This is a genomic window from Nonomuraea sp. NPDC004702 (genome assembly GCF_053601695.1).
Map to the genome: position 1 here is coordinate 182,277 of NZ_JBSGCE010000006.1, position 15,773 is coordinate 198,049.

Here is a 15,773-nt window from a genome sequence, read left to right on the forward strand (position 1 = left end):
CCATGCGTAGCGTCCGAATCGGAGTGGACACCGGGGGCACGTTCACCGACGTCGTGGCGGTGGACGAGCAGACCGGTGAGATCGTCACCACCAAGACCCCCTCGACGCCCGCGAACCCGGCCGACGGGTTCGTCGCGGGCATCGGGAAGCTGGGCGAGCTCGACGTCGCCTCCATCGTCCACGGCACCACCGTCGCGACGAACCAGCTGCTCGAAGACCGCATCGGCAACCTCGGGTTCATCACCACCGAAGGCTTCGAGTTCATCCTGGAGATCGCCAGGCAGAGTGTGCCGGACGGCTACGGCAACTCCTACTTCTGGGTCAAGCCGCCGCGGATCGTCCCCGTGCACCTCGTCAGGACGGTCGGCGGCCGGCTCGACCACCTCGGCAACGAGGTGCGGCCGTTCTCCGAGGAGCAGGCCGTCGAGGCGGCGCGCTGGCTCAGGTCGAAGGGGATCACCGCGGTCGGCGTGTGCTTCCTGCACTCCTACGCCAACCCCGAGCACGAGCGCCGCATGCGCGAGATCCTCTGGCGCGAGCACCCGGAGGCGGTGATCTCGCTCTCCAGCGACGTGCTGCGCGAGTACCGCGAGTACGAGCGCTCGATCACCACCCTGGTGGACGCCGCGGTCAAGCCCGCCGTGCGCGGCTACATCGCCGGACTGTCCAACCGGCTCGGCATGCCGTTCTCGGTGATGAAGTCCAACGGCGGCGTGCTGTCGGCGCGCGAGGTCGTCAACCAGCCGATCACCACCGTGCTGTCGGGCCCGGCGGCGGGCGCGCTCGGCGCGGCGCTGATCGCCTCCACGGCCGGGCACCCGTCGGTGATCACCCTCGACGGCGGCGGCACCTCGACCGACGTGGCCGTGGTGATCGACGGCGAGCCGTCCCTGACCACAGAGGGCACGGTCGGCCGGTACCCGTGCAAGATCCCGATGATCGACATCGTCACGGTCGGCGCGGGCGGCGGCTCGGTGGCCTGGATCTCGCCCGAGGGCACGCTGAAGGTCGGCCCCCGCTCGGCCGGCGCCGATCCGGGGCCCCTGTGCTACGGCAAGGGCGGCTCGGAGGTCACGGTCACCGACGCGCACGTGTTCCTCGGCCGCATCCCGCCCCACCTGCTGGGCGGCGAGATCCCGCTCGACGCCGACGCCGCCCGCCAGGGCGTCGAGGCGCTGGCCGACAAGCTCGGGCTCAGCCCCGAGCGCACCGCGACCGGCATCCTGGAGATCAGCGCGTTCAACCAGAGCAACGCGATCCGGCAGCTCACCGTCAAGCGCGGCCTCGACGTACGGGACTTCCCGCTGGTGACGTTCGGCGGGTCGGGGCCGCTGCTGGCCTGCCGCCTGATCGACATCCTGGGCCTGCCCGCCGTCGTCGTGCCGCGCGACCCGGGCAACGTCTCGGCGTTCGGCCTGCTCACCGTCGACGTCAAGAACGACTACGTGCGCACGTACGTCACCCGCGACCTCGCGCTCAAGACCGCCGCGCAGATCTTCCAGGAGCTGGAGGGCCAGGCCGCCCAGGCGCTCGACCGCGAGGGCTTCGACGACCCGGTCCACGTGCGCAGCGCCGACCTGCGCTACTACGGGCAGGCGTTCGAGGTGCGCGTCGCGGCTCCGGCGGGCCCGCTCGACGACGACTGGAAGCGCACGGTGATCGACGCCTTCCACGACGCCCACGAGAAGCTGTACGGGTACGCCTACCGCGACGACCCGCGCCACGGCGTCGAATGGGTCAACCTGCGCGTCTCGGGCATCGGTCCCATCACCCGTCCGGCGATCCGGCGGCTCGGCAAGCCGGGGGAGGGGGCCACCTCCGTCCGTCCCGTGCACTTCGATGAGACCCGCGACACGCCGATCCACCAGCGGGCCGCGCTCGGGCCGGGCGCCACCGTCCAGGGCCCGGCGGTCATCGAGGAGTACGGATCGACGATCCCCGTGCACCCGGGCTTCACCGCGAAGGTGGACGAATACGGAAATGTGGAGATCCGACGTGATTGATCCGATCCTGGTGGAGATCGTCGAGGGCACGCTGGCCTCCGTCGAGCGGGAGGTCGAGACGGCCATCGCCCGCACGGCCCGCTCCCCGATGATCCGCGACGCGCACGACTTCCGCGCCGGCATCCACGACGCCCGGCTGCGCAAGCTCACCGGCCGCTCCTACAGCGCGCTCGTCCAGCCGATCGTGCGCGACTTCCCGATCGAGACGATGAAGCCCGGCGACGTCTACTTCCACAACGACGTCTACCTGTCCGAGGGCGGCATCGGCCACCTGCCCGACCTGTGCGTCACCGTGCCGGTCTTCCACGACGGGGCCGTGGTGGCGTTCGTGCAGGCGTTCGGCCACCACGACGACATCGGCGGCGCGGTGCCCGGCTCGATGCCCTCGCACGCCCGCTCGGTGTACGAGGAGGGCCTGATGATCCCGCCGATCAAGCTGTGGGACCAGGGCGTGCCGAACGAGACCGCGCTGCGCATCATGACCCGCAACTCCCGCATGCCCGACTCCCTGGCCGGCGACCTCGACGCCGAGTGCTCGGCCTGCCTCATGGGCGCCCGCCGCCTCGGCGAGCTGTTCGACCGGTACGGCAGGCAGGCCGTCGAGGACTGCTTCGACGCGATCGTCTCCAAGACCACCGAGACCTTCCGCAGGGAGCTGCTCGCCAAGATCCCCGAAGGCACGTACGTCTGGGAGGACTACGCCGAGCACGACGGCGTCGACGAGCCCCGCCTGCACGCCCAGCGCATCACGCTCACCGTCGACCACGCCGCCGACGCGCCGCTCACCATCGACTTCACCGGCACCTCGCCCCAGGCCAAGGGCCCGATCAACCACGCGGGCGACTACGCCGACGGCGTCTTCCTGAAGAAGTGGCTGGCGCCGGTGCTGCGCAACCTCGCCGACACGCCAGAGCGCATGGCCGAGCTCGACGTCAACGAGGGCGTCGTGCCGCTGATCAGGATGGTCTTCCCGGAGAAGGGCACGCTGCTCACCCCGGTCTTCCCGGCCCCCACCAACGCCCGCACGTTCGTCATCCTGCGCCTGCTCGGCGTGCTGGCCGGGGTGCTGGCCAAGGCCACCGGCGGACGCATGCCCGCCGACCAGGAGACCATCCGCTACACCGGCGTCTACGGCAGCGACGCCGACGGCACGCCGTACCTGATGCGCGAGGTCCTGGGCGGCGGCTCGGGCGGCCGCTGGTACGCCGACGGCGAGGACACCATCCACATCGTCCCCGACTCGCGCAACATCCCGGTCGAGTTCGCCGAGGCGCGCTGGCCGTTCCGGGTGGAGCGGCTGGGGCTGGCCTGCGACTCGGGCGGCCCCGGCATGTTCCGCGGCGGCCTGGGCTACGACAAGCACATCAGGATGCTCAGGGACGCGTCGTACATGTCGATCGCCGACCGGTCGATCCTGTCGTGCTGGGGCGTCAACGGCGGCCTGGCCGGGCGTCCGTTCCGGGTGGAGATCGCCGGCAAGGAGATGGACGGCCTGGTGGACGACCACCCCGTCCAGGCCGGCGACCTGATCCGCATCCGCACCACGGGCGGCGGCGGCTGGGGCTCCCCCTACGACCGCGACCCGCGGGCGGTGGCGGCCGACGTTCGCGACGGCAAGGTCTCGATCGCCGGCGCCCTGGGCGACTACGGCGTGGTCCTGGACGGCGACCGCATCGACGAACGCGGCACCGCCGAGCTCCGCGCCCGCCTCCGCCCGCCCGCGGACCGCTTCTTCGACCGCGGCCCCGGCTATCCGAGGCTGTCCGGCGGCAGGACGTTCGCGGAGGTGGACGAACTGTAGGGAACCGGCGGGGCTACTCCTCGTCGAAGCTGGCGAAGTAGGTGGCCACCATGTCCTGGTCGCCATGCCCCTGCGCCTCGGCGCGGCGCAGCCGCTCGCCGGCCGCCGCCACCATGTCCAGCCGCACCCCGGCCGACTCGCCCGCCTGGGTGATCAGCCGGGTGTCCTTCTCGGCGTTGTGCACGGTGAAGGACGGCTCCAGGTCGCCCTCCAGGATGGCCTTCGACTTGGCCTGGAAGTAGACGTTGTCCAGCGGGCCGCCGGTGATCACCTCGCGGACCAGGCCGGGGTCGACGCCGAGCCCCTTGGCCAGGGCCAGGGCCTCGGCCACGATGCCGGTCATCGAGATGGCGTAGCTGACGGCGGCCATCTTGAGCCTGGTGCCGGTGCCCTGGGCGCCGTCCTCGCCGAGCCACAGGGTGCGCGCGCCGACGGCGTCGAACACCGGGGCGAGCGCCTGCCTGGCCGGCTCGGGGGCGGCCGCCAGGATGAGCAGCGTGCCCTGTTCGGCCGGCTGCCTGGTGCCCTGGACGGGCGCGTCGGCGAAGGTCAGCCCGTGCTCGGCGGCCAGGGCGGCCAGGCGGCCGACCGCCGCCACGCCGACCGTGCTCATCTGCGCCCACACCTGGCCGGGGCGCAGCGCGGGCGCGGCGGCGGTCATCGCGTCGTGCACGGCGTCGCCGTCGCTGAGCATCGTGACGATCACGTCGGCGCCCTCGACCGCCTCGGCGGGGGAGCCGGCCACGACGGCGCCGTCGGCCGCCAGCGGCTCGGCCTTGTCCCGCGTGCGGTTCCACACCCTGACCGGCAGGCCGGCCTTGAGCAGGTTGCGGGCCATGGGAGCGCCCATGAGCCCGGTCCCGAGCAATGCGACTTCAGTCATGAGGATCACCCTACGACGGCCCGCTCCGGCGGCTTCGGCGAGGTACGGCGTCCGGATGCGAGGATGGCGGCCATGGGACCTTCGCGGATCGTCGCCGTACGCCACGGGGAGAGCCAGGCGAACCTGGCGCACGCGCAGGCCGGCGACCGGCCACTGGTCTACGAGCGGGGCGACCACGAGGTGACGCTGACCGACCTCGGCCTGCTCCAGGCGCGGGCGCTCGGCCGGATGCTGGCCGGGCTGCCCGCCGGCGAGGCGCCCGAGGAGGTGTGGTGCTCCCCCTACCTGCGGGCCCTCGACACCTGGAAGGCCGCCCAGGAGACCTGGGGCGCCGGCGCGCTGCCGGTGACCGTGGATGAGCGGCTCAGAGACCAGGAGTCGGGCGATTTCGCCCGGTTCAACCTGGCCGCCATCGGCGAGCGGTTCCCCGGCGAGGTGCGGCGGATGCGGGCCGAGGGCCCCTACGCCTACCGCCCGCCCGGCGGCGAGTCGCTGGCCGACGTGGTGGCCCGGCTGAAGGACTTCCTGCACGGGCTGCGCGCGGCGGCGGACGGGCGGCGGGTGCTGATCGTCGCCCACGACTCGGTGGTGCTGGGCCTGCGGCACGTCATGGCCGGGCGGGACGACGCCGATCTGGCCGACGTCCTGCGCTTCGCGCCGGTGCTGAACGCGTCGGTGTCGGTCTGGCGGGCCGCGGGCGGAGGGTTCGAGGTGGTGGCGTTCAACGACGTCACCCACCTAGATCCCGCTTGAGCCGCAGCAGCCGCGCCCGCCGCGCGTGGGCCTGCCCGGTCAGCACGGCGCTCACCGCCACGAACGCCAGCCCGAGCGCCAGCGCGCCGGTGGCCACGGCGGCGACGAGCGCGGTGGTGAGCAGGGCCGCCGCCAGGGCGATCCAGCCGGCGATCACCCGGTCGCGGGCGAACAGCGGCGTCCTGCGCGTGCTCAGCCAGCCGCCGTAGCAGGCCCAGGCCAGGCAGAACGCGGTGAGGGGGGCGAAGGCCAGGTGGGTGCGGCCGGGCAGCGGGCCGGGCTCGGTCCACCACAGGGCGCAGACGAAGACCGTCCCGGCGGCCCCGGCGAGCAGGGCGGTCAGCGCGCGCACGCGCCGCCACGGCGACAGCGACGGTTCGAGGCGCTCGATGATCTGGTCGGCGGTCAGGCGCGGCTCATCGGTCATGGTCGATCTCCTTCAGGTGGTCGCGCAGGAGGCGGCGGGCGCGGCTGAGTCTGGACTTGACGGTTCCGGCGGGGATGCCGCAGATCTGGGCGCACTCCTCGACCGGCAGGTCCTCCAGGTAGTGCAGGACGAGGATCTCCCGCTCGGGAGGCGGCAGGGCGGACAGGGCGGCGAGCAGGCCGGCGCGGTCGACGACGGCCTCGGCGGGGTCCTCGGTCACCGGTTCCGGCTCGGCCGCGCCCTCCGCCCTGGCGTACTCCTCGCGCAGGCGATCGGTGACCGCCCGGCGGGCGATGGTGAACAGCCAGGGCGCGAACCGTCCGGGCGCGCGCAGCCGGGGCAGGCCGCGCACGACGGCCGCCCAGATCTCCTGGGCGACGTCGTCGGCCCGCTCGGCGTCCAGCATGCGCCGGACGTAGGTCCAGACCGGGGTGTGCCAGCGGCGTACGAGTTCGGCGATCGCCGCGCGCTCGCCCAGCTGGGCGCGTACGACGAGCAGCTCATCTGTCATGTCGTCCTTCCGTCACCCTGCTCAGTCGGGCGGGAGGGCGACCCGGTTCACGTCTCGACGACGAGATCGGCGCGCTCGCGGGTGCGGTCGGCGGCGAACCAGGCCCGTTCGGCGGCGAACCACTGCCGCCACCGGGGTTCGAGCTCGGGGCCGTCGCGGTCGAGGACGCGCCGCAGCCGCACGGACTCGGGGGCCTCCACCCAGACGGTGAAGGCCAGCAGGCGGGCGGCCGACCGGCGGGCGGTGCCGACGCCCTCGACGACCAGCACGGGCGCGGCCGGCACGGAGACCTGGTCGGCGTAGCGTTCGCGCACCCAGTCGTACCGGCGGAAACCGGCCGGGCGGCCGTGCCGCAGCGGTTGCAGGACCTGCTCGTCCAGCAGCCGGAACCAGGCGCCGGGGCCGTCGTCCCAGTGGACGGGGAAGTCGTCGCTGTGGATCACCTGGCAGCCGAGCGCCGCGCCGAGCCGGCCGGCGAACGTGGTCTTGCCCGAGCCCGCCGGGCCGTCGACGGCCACCAGGCGGACGGGCCCGCAGGAGGGCGGCAGGGCCTGGATGCGGCGGGCCAGGGACTTCACCGGACCAGGGTAGGCGATGGTGGACGGCCGCCTGAGAGAATATTCTTCCGGCCCAACGCAAGCTGGAGGTTGACCTTGCTCGGACCCCTCGGCGACGTCGTCGTCCTCGATCTGTCCAGGGCCCTGGCGGGGCCGCACGCCGCGCAGATGCTCGGCGACCTGGGCGCCCGGGTGATCAAGGTGGAGCACCCGGACGGAGGTGACGACTCGCGCGGATGGGGGCCGCCCTTCGTCGGGCCCGACCACGACATCTCGACCTACTTCCTGGCGGCCAACCGCAACAAGCAGTCCATCGCGGTCGATCTCAAGTCCGCCGAGGGCAGGCAGCTCATCGAGCGGCTCGTCCGGCAGAGCGACGTGCTGATCGAGAACTTCCGCACCGGCGTGCTCGACCGGCTCGGCTTCCCCGTCGAGCGCCTGCACGAGCTCAACCCGCGCCTGGTCGTCCTGTCGATCACCGGGTTCGGCCACGACGGGCCCGAGGGCGGCCGGCCGGGCTACGACGTGATCGCCCAGGGCGAGGCGGGGCTGATGTCGCTGACCGGGCCCTCGCGCGAGGAGCCGTACCGGGTGGGCGCCTCGATCGCCGACCTGCTGGCCGGCATCCACGGCGCCTACGGCGTGGCGGCGGCCCTGTACGAGCGCGAGCGCACCGGCCGGGGCCGGGTGGTGCGCACGTCCCTGCTGGCCGCGGTCACCGGCGTCCACTCCTACCACGGCACGGCCTGGACGGTCGGCGGCCAGGTCCCCGGCGCCAACGGCAACCACCACGCCTCCATCGCCCCCTACGGCGCCTTCCGCTGCGCCGACGGCATGCTGCAGATCGCCGTGGCGAACGACGGCCAGTGGAAGAAGGTCGCCAAGCTACTCGACATCGACCCTGATGTGGCGAAATATGCGACCAACAGGCAGAGATTCGCACACCGGGACGAGCTGATCGCCGACATGGAGAAGGCCCTGGCCGACCACGACCGCGCCCACTGGCTGGCCAGGCTGGGCGAGGCCGGCGTGCCCGCGGGCGCGATCAGGTCGATCGACGAGGTCTACGCCTGGGAGCAGACCCGCTCCCAGGGGCTCCTGGTCCAGGTGGACCACCCCGTGCTGGGCCCGATCGAGCTTCCCGGGCCGCCGCTGCGCTTCGACGGCCTGCCCGCGGCCGAGCACACCGCGCCCCCCGCGCTCGGCCAGGACGGCGAGGCCGTGCTCGCCTGGCTCGAAGAGCGGGAGGGATGATCGGCAATTCCCGGCTCCGGCATGTACCCTCGTGCGTCACCATGGCATCATCGGTTGATCGTTAGGAGCGATAGTGAGCCGTCCGGACGCGCGCACACTGATCGAAGCGGTCCTCGACAGGGGGTCGTGGAAGTCGTGGGACGCGCCGCCCGCCGATCCGGCGGAGCCCGGCTCCTCCTATGCCGAGGAGCTGGCCGCGGCCCGCGTGAAGTCCGGCTACGACGAGTCGGTGATCACCGGCGAGGGGCTGCTCGACGGCCGCAGGGTCGCCGTCGTGGTCTGCGAGTTCTCCTTCATGGCGGGGTCGGTCGGGGTCGCCGCGGCCACCCGCATCGCGGCCGCGGTCGAGCGCGCCACGCGTGAGCGGCTGCCGTTGCTGGCCGCCCCGGCCTCGGGCGGCACCCGGATGCAGGAGGGGGCGCTGGCTTTCGTCCAGATGGTCCGGATCACCGTCGCGGTGCAGGAGCACCGCGCGGCCGGGCTGCCGTACGTCGTCTACCTGCGCCACCCGACGACGGGCGGCGTGCTGGCCTCCTGGGGCTCGCTCGGGCATGTCACGGCGGCCGAGCCGGGGGCGCTGATCGGGTTCCTCGGGCCGCGGGTGTTCGAGGCGCTGCACGGCTACCCCTTTCCCGAGGGCGTCCAGGTGGCCGAGAACTTCTACGAGCACGGCCTGGTCGACGCCGTCGTGTCGGCCGACGACGCCCGCAGGGTCGCGATCCGGGCCCTTTCCGTGCTGTGCGCCGCGCGTACCGGCGTCGAGGCGGGCGAGCCGCCCGCGGAGGACCTGCGGCCGGTGGAGGCGTGGGAGGCGATCACCCGCTCGCGCCGCGACGACCGTCCGGGCGTGCGCACGCTGCTCAAGCTCGCCGCCACCGACGTGACGCCGCTCAGCGGCAGCGGCGCCGGCGAGAACGAGCCGGGGCTCGTGCTGGCGCTGGCCAGGTTCGGGTCGGCGCCCGCCGTGGTGCTCGGCCAGGACCGGCGAAGACAGCGCCGGCGCTCGCCGCTCGGCCCGGCCGGGCTCAGGGTGGCCAGGCGCGGCATGCGCCTGGCGGCCGAGCTGGGGCTGCCGCTGGTCACCGTGGTCGACACCGCGGGGGCCGACCTGTCGAAGTCGGCCGAGGAGGGCGGGCTGGCCGCCGAGATCGCCCGCTGCCTGGCCGAGCTGGTCACCCTCGACGCGCCGACCGTGTGCCTGCTGCTCGGCGAGGGCGCGGGCGGGGCGGCGCTGGCGCTGCTGCCGGCCGACCGGGTGTTGTGCGCGCAGCACGCCTGGTTGTCGCCGCTGCCGCCGGAGGGCGCCTCGGCCATCCTCTACCGGTCGGTCGACTTCGCCCCCGAGATCGCCCAGGCCCAGCACATCCGGGCCACCGACCTGCGGCGCGACGGCATCGTCGACCGGGTGATCCCCGAGCTGCCGGACGCCGCCTACGAGCCCAGGCAGTTCTGTGAGCGCGTGGGGCGGGCGCTGGAGCACGAGATCGCCAAGCTGCTGGAGGTGCCCCCGGCCGACCGCCTGGCGGCCCGCCTGGCCCGCTATCGCGCCCTGGGCTGACCGCCTACGGCACGGGGATGCGTTCGACGCGGATGGAGAAGACCTCCTCGCGCGGCACGACCACCTCGTACGCGCCGTGGTCGACCATCCAGTAGCCGAGCGCCTCGGCCTTCATGCCGCTGTGGCCGGTGTAGGCGATGTGCAGGCCGTCGTCGTCCTCGTCGAGGACGATGCACGGCTCGCCGCCGAAGGCGCCGACGGTGCGGACGAGCACCAGCCACTCCAGCCGCGACCTGGCCACCACCCGCCGCCAGTAGCCCGAGGCGGGCTCGAAGCCGTCGAGCTCCACCTCGCTGAACAGCACCACCTGGTCGTTGTCGGGGCCGAGCGCGGCCGGCAGCGTACGCTCGCCGAACCGGGCCACGAAGCCGGAGGCGACCGGCGTGATCTCCTCGCTCATGCGGCGGGCCGCCAGGTCAGGCCGTCGTAGCCGGCGAAGGGTCGCTCGCCCTCGCCGGTGACGTGGACGATCTCCGCCCCCGCCGGGATCGGCATCGGGACGGTGTGGAACTGCGGCACCACGTGGTCGGGCGAGGTGGTGAACCCGTTGCCGGCGAACGGCGGCACGTCGCTCCAGTCGCCTCCCATGTGCGGGCCGTAGGGCACCGCGTAGGTGTCGACGTCGCGGGCGTGCCAGCGCATCAGGTAGAGCTCGGGCACCTCGGGGAACAGCTCCGAGCCGTCGAAGGACAGGTCGAGGCCGTAGTAGAGGGCCGCCGGCGTGGTCAGCCTGACGCAGTCCTGGACCCGGTAGACGTAGCCGGAGATCACCGTGCGCTTGCCCGACAGGTACGGCACGAGCAGACGCGGCGGCACGACCTTCTGCATCTGCGTTCCGCTCATGGCTCTACTTTACGGTCGGTTGACCCTTGAGCACCCGGTGATCCAGACACGGGAGCATGGCCCTGGCGGTGGCCGTCCATTCGGTGTCGAGGCGGACGAGCTGGACCCCCGGACCGGTGCCGAGGTCGGCCCGGACCACTCCGAGCGGGTCGACCAGCATGCTGCGGCCCACGCCGAACCCGTCCTTCGACTCCTCCGGGTTGGGCGCCTGGCCGACGGCGGCCGTCCACATCGTGTTCTCCAGGGCCCGTGCGCGGACCAGCGTGACCCAATGGTCCTCCTTCAGCGGGCCCGACCCCCAGGCGGCGATCACCGCGAACAGGTCGGCGCCCTTGTCGACCAGCGCCCTGGTCAGCTCGGGGAAGCGGATGTCGTAGCAGGTGACCAGCCCGACGCGCAGCCCGGCCAGCTCGACCACGGCCGGCTCGGCGCCCGGCGCCACCAGGTCGGACTCCTTGGAGCCGAAGGAGTCGAACAGGTGGATCTTCCGGTAGGCGGCCTTGATCCCGCCGTCGGGGCCGATCGCCACGGCCGTGTTGTGCACCTTGGCGCCGGCCGGGCCCTCGCCCGGCTCGAACACGCCGGCGATCACCGCCAGGCCGTGGGTGCGGGCCGCCTCCGCCAGTCCCGACACGAACGGCCCGTCGAGCGGCTCGGCCAGCTCGGTGACGCGCCTGCCGTAACGGGTGAGCGTGGCCTCGGGGAAGATCGCCAGGTCGGCCCCCTCGGCGCGGGCGAGCGCCTCCCTGGCCCTCTTGAGGTTGGTGGCCGGGTCAGGAGAGACCGGAATCTGGCAGAGGGCGATTGTGGTCACGGCCCGACTCTAACCGGTTGGGCACCAGTCGAAACCAGGTCAGGCACCGCCAGATCCACTCAAGTGGGCCGTACCGAAATCTGGTGAGCCACCAGCCGCTGAACAACGTCTGCGCCACCACGGTGGTCAGCGCCACCGCGAGCACCGGCCAGCGGGCGTCGCCGGTCTTCAGCGGGACCGTGCACAGCGCGATCACCGCCGTGCCGGTGACGTAGTTCGTCAGCGCCATCCGGCCCAGCGGCTCCAGCAGGGCCGACGACCACGGCCGCAGCGCCAGCAGCAGCCCGCTGGCGTACGCCGCCGCCCCCGACAGCGCGGCCACGCTGTAGACGGTCCAGTCGCCCGCCCCCGGCCCCTCCGCGACGCCCGCCCAGCTGACCGTCAGCACCAGGGAGGTCAGCGCCGAGGCCGCGAACACGGGGGCCAGCAGGCTCCGCGGCGGGCGCAGCCGCATCAGCCCCATGCCGACCAGGAACAGCCCGGGGATGAGCGACGGGCCCGCGCCGTGCCAGGTGGCCCAGACGGTCGCCACGACGCCGAGCGCCAGCACCGGCAGGCCGCCCGGCAGGAACGAGGCGGGCAGCAGCACCACCAGGCCGTAGAGGGCGTAGTCGGTCAGCACCTCGCCCTCGTAGAAGGTGTGCTGGAGCAGGCCGAAGCAGGCCAGCCAGGCCAGCCGGCGGGCCAGCGCCCAGCGGCTTCCCGAACGGTCGAGGAACAGCACGAAGCTGATGCCGAACAGCAGCGAGAAGATCGGGTAGAAGCGGCTCTGGAACAGCGCCTCGATCGTGCGGTCGATGCCGGTGTAGGGCTCGTGGCTGGCGTGCTGCCAGGTGTTGACCAGCATGATGCCGCCCACCGCGAAGCCGCGGAGGGCGTCCAGCTCACGGATGCGCGTCACAGGAACCAGGTGAACCACCATACGAGGAATCCGGCGCCGGCGACCGCCGCCACGATGTGCGGCCACCGCCGATCGTGGAACAGGGCCGAGACGCTCAGCACGGCCGAGGCCACCGCGATCCACGTGTACAGGCCGCCGACCGGGGCGGGGACGCCGACGGCCAGGGCCGTCTCGTTCCTGCTCGCCATGCCGTAGACGGCCTGGCCGGTCAGCCCGGCGAACGCCACGCCGGCCAGCCCCGCGAAGGCGGTCACCGACCTGCCGCGCAGCGCTCCCGCGGCGAGCTGGACGAGTGAGACGAGCGCGAACAGCGCGAAGGGCGCGGCCAGCCAGGGAACCTGCGAGATCCGGTACGGCGCGCCGGTGACGTGCGTGTCGGCGAGCCGGAGCGTGGGCGGCCGGCCCGGGTCGGGCTCGCACGGCTTCGGCGACACGCCGCCGGGGGACTCGACGAACTCGGCGATGTGCCTCCTGGCGCACGCGCTGGTGAGGAAGACGGCGTGGCTGCCGCGGAACGTCTCGAACCGGGCGCCGGGGATGGCCCTGGCGGCGGGCCCGGCCGTCCTGGCGGGGGTGGTGGGGTCCCGGTCGCCGCCGACGACGTAGACGGGGGCCTTGGGGACGGCGTTCACGGGGGCGGATTTGGGAAGTTGCCACGCATCACAAACCGCTTTGTCCGCGTTTACCGTGAAAAGTCGGGATTTGGTGGTGAAGGTGTTGAACGGCACCTCGTCCTGGCACTGCACCGCGTGGTACAGCCCGAACTCGTGCGACACCAGCCCCTCGCCCACCGCGTCGGCCAGCGGCCGCAGCAGCTCGTCGTGCCCCTCGGCCAGGCCGCCGACCAGCGCGGGCGCCACGGCCGACACGTCCGCCTCGTGCAGCGCCTCGGCCAGGACGGTGGCCACGTCGTCGCCGGACATCGTCGCCGTGAACGGCCGGCCGAGCAGCGGATCGGTGGTCGGCACCCGGGCGGGGGAGCGGTTGAGCCCGGCCACCACCCGGTCGAAGGCGTCGCCCACGCCGAGCGCGGCCACGGTGTCGCGCAGGTTGCGGTCGGCGTCGTCGTACCAGGCCACGGACTCGGGCAGGAACGAGTCCAGCACGACCGACCGCACGCCCTGCGGATCGGCCGCGGCGACGTCGGTCATGACCCGGGTGGAGTAGCTGACGCCGAACAGGTTCCAGGAGGGGAAACCGAGCGCCTGGCGCAGGGCGACCACGTCGGCGGCGATCTCCTTGGTGTTGTAGCCGCGCAGGTCGACGCCCTGCTCCTGGAGGCGGGCGCGGCAGCGCCGGGCCGCCGCGCCCACGTCGGCGGGCGGCCTGCGCAGCCGTCCGAGCAGCGCCTCGGCCGTCTCGGGGCAGCCCAGCACCGGACGGGAGTACTTCCCGCCGCGCTGCTCGATCGTCACCACGTCGCGGTAGGGGAACATCTGGCTCAGGAACCCGGTGAGCTGCAGCGACGACGACGCCGGCCCGCCGCCCATGTAGACGATCGGGTCAGGTTTGCGGCCGGCGGCCGTCGAGGTGTGCACGGCGTACCCGACCTTGATGGTCCGGTCCGGCGTGTCGCGGCGCTCGGGGACCAGCAGGAACCCGCAGACGGTGTGCTCAGGCACGGCGACCGGGCAGGGCGCGGACTCCACGGGAGGAGGCGTGGCAGGCGTGACGAGGGGAACGCTCAGGGCGAGGGCTAGCACGACCCGGATGATCACGAGACGAGACTAATAGTGTGGGGGCGTGACCGAACCACTTGTTTCCAGGATGCGCGCCTTCGGCACGACGATTTTCGCCGAGATGAGCGCGCTCGCCGTGCAGACCGGGGCCATCAACCTCGGACAGGGCTTCCCTGACACCGACGGCCCGGCCGCCATGCTCGACCGCGCCGTGCAGGCGATCACCTCGGGCGCCAACCAGTACCCGCCGGGGCCTGGGGTGCTGGAGCTCCGGCAGGCGGTCTCGGAGCACCGGATGGCCCACTACCGGCTCGACTACGACCCGGCGGGCGAGGTGCTGGTCACCGTGGGCGCCACCGAGGCCATCGCGGCGAGCGTGCTGGCGCTGTGCGAGCCGGGCGACGAGGTGATCGCGTTCGAGCCGTACTACGACTCCTACGCGGCCTCGATCGCGCTCGCCCAGGCCAGGCTCGCGGCGGTGACGCTGCGCCCGGTGGACGGCCGCTTCACCTTCGACCCCGACGAGCTGCGCGCCGCCGTCACGCCGCGTACCCGGGCGATCCTGGTCAACTCACCGCACAACCCCACGGGGACGGTCTTCACCAGGGACGAGCTGACGGTCATCGCCGAGCTGTGCCAGGAGCACGGCCTGATCGCGATCACCGACGAGGTCTACGAGCACCTCACCTTCGACGGCGTCGAGCACGTCCCGCTGGCCACGCTGCCCGGCATGCGCGAGCGCACGGTCATGATCTCCTCGGCGGGCAAGACGTTCTCGGTCACGGGCTGGAAGACCGGCTGGGTGTGCGCGCCGCCCGAGCTGGTGCGGGCGGTCTCGACGGTCAAGCAGTTCCTCACCTTCACCGCGAGCGCGCCCTGGCAGCTCGCGGTGGCGTACGGGCTGCGCACCGAGCTGGAGTGGGTGGCCGCGCTGCGCGCCGGGCTCCAGGACAAGCGCGACCGGCTGATGGACGGGCTGGCGGCGGCGGGCTTCGAGGTGTTCGGGCCGGCGGGCACGTATTTCGTGCAGACCGACATCCGGCCGCTGGGCTTCACCGACGGCCTGGAGCTCACCCGCCGCCTGCCCGAGCTGGCCGGGGTGGTGGCCATCCCCACGCAGGTCTTCTACGAGCACCCCGAACGCGGCCGGCACTTCGTCCGCTTCGCGTTCTGCAAGAAGGACGAGGTCATCGACGAGGCGGTGACCCGGCTCAAGCGCCTGTCGCAGGGGTAGCCCGGCGCAGGCCGTCGAACAGCACGGCCAGGGCCCTGGCCCGCAGGTCGTCGCTCCAGTTGTGGTGCTGCGCCGCCAGGCAGGCGGCGCTGAGCAGGGCGAGCAGCTCCGTCATGCCCACGTCCTCGCGCACCGCCCCCGCCCGCTGCGCCCGCTCCAGCAGCGCGCCGATCGCGCCCCTGATGTCGGGCGCGCCCGCCTTGGCGTCGATGCCGGCGCTGGCCAGCGCGTCCACCAGGATCTTCTTGACCGTCGAGTAGGCCACGATGCGGTCGAAGAACTCGAAGAAGGCCGCCCCTGCGTCGGCGGCGCCGGCCAGCTCTTCGGCCATCTCGGCCAGCCGCTCCTGCCGGTCGGCCACGATCGCCGCGTACAGGGCCTCCTTGGTGGGGAACTGGCGGTAGATCGTCCCCACGCCCACGCCGGCCAGCGCGGCGATCTCGCGCATCGAGGCGTCGAGCCCGTCGCGGGCCAGCACGACCTCGGCCGCCTCCAGCACACGGGCGCGGTTGCGCCGGGCGTCGGCACGCATGGGCCCTCCTCGCGTTGACATCC

At 73.1% G+C, this 15,773-nt stretch carries 16 protein-coding genes; 6 read left to right on the plus strand and 10 right to left on the minus strand.

Going from position 1 to position 15,773, the window contains the following annotated elements; all coding sequences use genetic code 11:
* The first annotated feature begins 2 nt into the window (after positions 1–2).
* Both ACWEJ6_RS10895 and ACWEJ6_RS10900 read left to right on the plus strand, forming a co-directional pair.
* Positions 3–2,003, plus strand: coding sequence for a hydantoinase/oxoprolinase family protein (locus ACWEJ6_RS10895; protein WP_452422980.1), 2,001 nt, complete (start codon positions 3–5; stop codon positions 2,001–2,003).
* Positions 1,996–3,804 (plus strand): hydantoinase B/oxoprolinase family protein, encoded by a 1,809-nt coding sequence (locus tag ACWEJ6_RS10900; RefSeq protein ID WP_452422982.1) that lies wholly within the window; start codon positions 1,996–1,998, stop codon positions 3,802–3,804. Before ACWEJ6_RS10895 ends, ACWEJ6_RS10900 begins: the two co-directional genes overlap by 8 nt.
* Before the next feature lie 13 nt (positions 3,805–3,817).
* On the opposite strand, the gene ACWEJ6_RS10905 is transcribed toward ACWEJ6_RS10900, so the two are convergent.
* Entirely contained in the window at positions 3,818–4,687 is an 870-nt protein-coding gene (locus tag ACWEJ6_RS10905; RefSeq protein WP_397163686.1) for an NAD(P)-dependent oxidoreductase, read from the minus strand.
* 72 nt (positions 4,688–4,759) lie between these two features.
* On the opposite strand from ACWEJ6_RS10905, the gene ACWEJ6_RS10910 reads away from it, so the two are divergent.
* Positions 4,760–5,440: a histidine phosphatase family protein gene (locus tag ACWEJ6_RS10910; protein WP_449922594.1), complete on the plus strand. Its 681-nt coding sequence runs from the start codon at positions 4,760–4,762 to the stop codon at positions 5,438–5,440.
* On the opposite strand, the gene ACWEJ6_RS10915 is transcribed toward ACWEJ6_RS10910, so the two are convergent.
* The 3 genes from ACWEJ6_RS10915 to ACWEJ6_RS10925 are packed head-to-tail and all read right to left on the minus strand — an operon-like array spanning position 5,418 to position 6,956.
* On the minus strand, positions 5,418–5,867 hold the full coding sequence (locus ACWEJ6_RS10915; RefSeq protein ID WP_452422985.1) for a hypothetical protein: 450 nt from the start codon (positions 5,865–5,867) through the stop codon (positions 5,418–5,420). The genes ACWEJ6_RS10910 and ACWEJ6_RS10915 overlap by 23 nt on opposite strands.
* A complete protein-coding gene (locus ACWEJ6_RS10920) occupies positions 5,857–6,378 on the minus strand; it encodes an RNA polymerase sigma factor (RefSeq protein WP_452422987.1) in 522 nt (173 codons plus the stop codon). The genes ACWEJ6_RS10915 and ACWEJ6_RS10920 overlap by 11 nt, the downstream gene beginning before the upstream one ends.
* A 47-nt stretch (positions 6,379–6,425) precedes the next feature.
* On the minus strand, positions 6,426–6,956 hold the full coding sequence (locus ACWEJ6_RS10925; RefSeq protein WP_452422989.1) for a uridine kinase family protein: 531 nt from the start codon (positions 6,954–6,956) through the stop codon (positions 6,426–6,428).
* Between the two features lie 75 nt (positions 6,957–7,031).
* On the opposite strand from ACWEJ6_RS10925, the gene ACWEJ6_RS10930 reads away from it, so the two are divergent.
* Complete coding sequence (locus tag ACWEJ6_RS10930) at positions 7,032–8,189, plus strand: CaiB/BaiF CoA transferase family protein (RefSeq protein ID WP_358284925.1); 1,158 nt, start codon at positions 7,032–7,034, stop codon at positions 8,187–8,189.
* A 73-nt stretch (positions 8,190–8,262) separates the two neighbouring features.
* On the plus strand, positions 8,263–9,747 hold the full coding sequence (locus tag ACWEJ6_RS10935) for a carboxyl transferase domain-containing protein (RefSeq protein ID WP_364328282.1): 1,485 nt from the start codon (positions 8,263–8,265) through the stop codon (positions 9,745–9,747).
* Positions 9,748–9,751: 4 nt separating this feature from the next.
* Here ACWEJ6_RS10935 and ACWEJ6_RS10940 read toward each other — a convergent pair whose 3' ends face one another.
* From ACWEJ6_RS10940 to ACWEJ6_RS10960, 5 genes are read right to left on the minus strand one after another with little or no spacing between them, the layout of a single operon-like run.
* On the minus strand, positions 9,752–10,147 hold the full coding sequence (locus ACWEJ6_RS10940) for a hypothetical protein (protein WP_352363918.1): 396 nt from the start codon (positions 10,145–10,147) through the stop codon (positions 9,752–9,754).
* On the minus strand, positions 10,144–10,590 hold the full coding sequence (locus ACWEJ6_RS10945) for a hypothetical protein (protein WP_352322420.1): 447 nt from the start codon (positions 10,588–10,590) through the stop codon (positions 10,144–10,146). The genes ACWEJ6_RS10940 and ACWEJ6_RS10945 overlap by 4 nt, the downstream gene beginning before the upstream one ends.
* 4 nt (positions 10,591–10,594) lie before the next feature.
* Positions 10,595–11,404, minus strand: coding sequence for a carbon-nitrogen hydrolase family protein (locus tag ACWEJ6_RS10950; protein ID WP_358284933.1), 810 nt, complete (start codon positions 11,402–11,404; stop codon positions 10,595–10,597).
* Positions 11,364–12,305 carry a DUF418 domain-containing protein gene (locus tag ACWEJ6_RS10955; protein ID WP_452422992.1) on the minus strand — a complete coding sequence of 314 codons (942 nt, stop codon included), beginning with the start codon at positions 12,303–12,305 and terminating at the stop codon, positions 11,364–11,366. Before ACWEJ6_RS10955 ends, ACWEJ6_RS10950 begins: the two co-directional genes overlap by 41 nt.
* On the minus strand, positions 12,302–14,023 hold the full coding sequence (locus ACWEJ6_RS10960) for an alpha/beta hydrolase (protein WP_452422994.1): 1,722 nt from the start codon (positions 14,021–14,023) through the stop codon (positions 12,302–12,304). The genes ACWEJ6_RS10955 and ACWEJ6_RS10960 overlap by 4 nt, the downstream gene beginning before the upstream one ends.
* A 25-nt stretch (positions 14,024–14,048) precedes the next feature.
* Between ACWEJ6_RS10960 and ACWEJ6_RS10965 the strand changes: the two genes are divergently transcribed.
* A complete protein-coding gene (locus ACWEJ6_RS10965) occupies positions 14,049–15,218 on the plus strand; it encodes a pyridoxal phosphate-dependent aminotransferase (protein ID WP_452422996.1) in 1,170 nt (389 codons plus the stop codon).
* Here ACWEJ6_RS10965 and ACWEJ6_RS10970 read toward each other — a convergent pair.
* Positions 15,196–15,750, minus strand: coding sequence for a helix-turn-helix domain-containing protein (locus ACWEJ6_RS10970; protein WP_397163702.1), 555 nt, complete (start codon positions 15,748–15,750; stop codon positions 15,196–15,198). The genes ACWEJ6_RS10965 and ACWEJ6_RS10970 overlap by 23 nt on opposite strands.
* Positions 15,751–15,773: the final 23 nt, after the last annotated feature.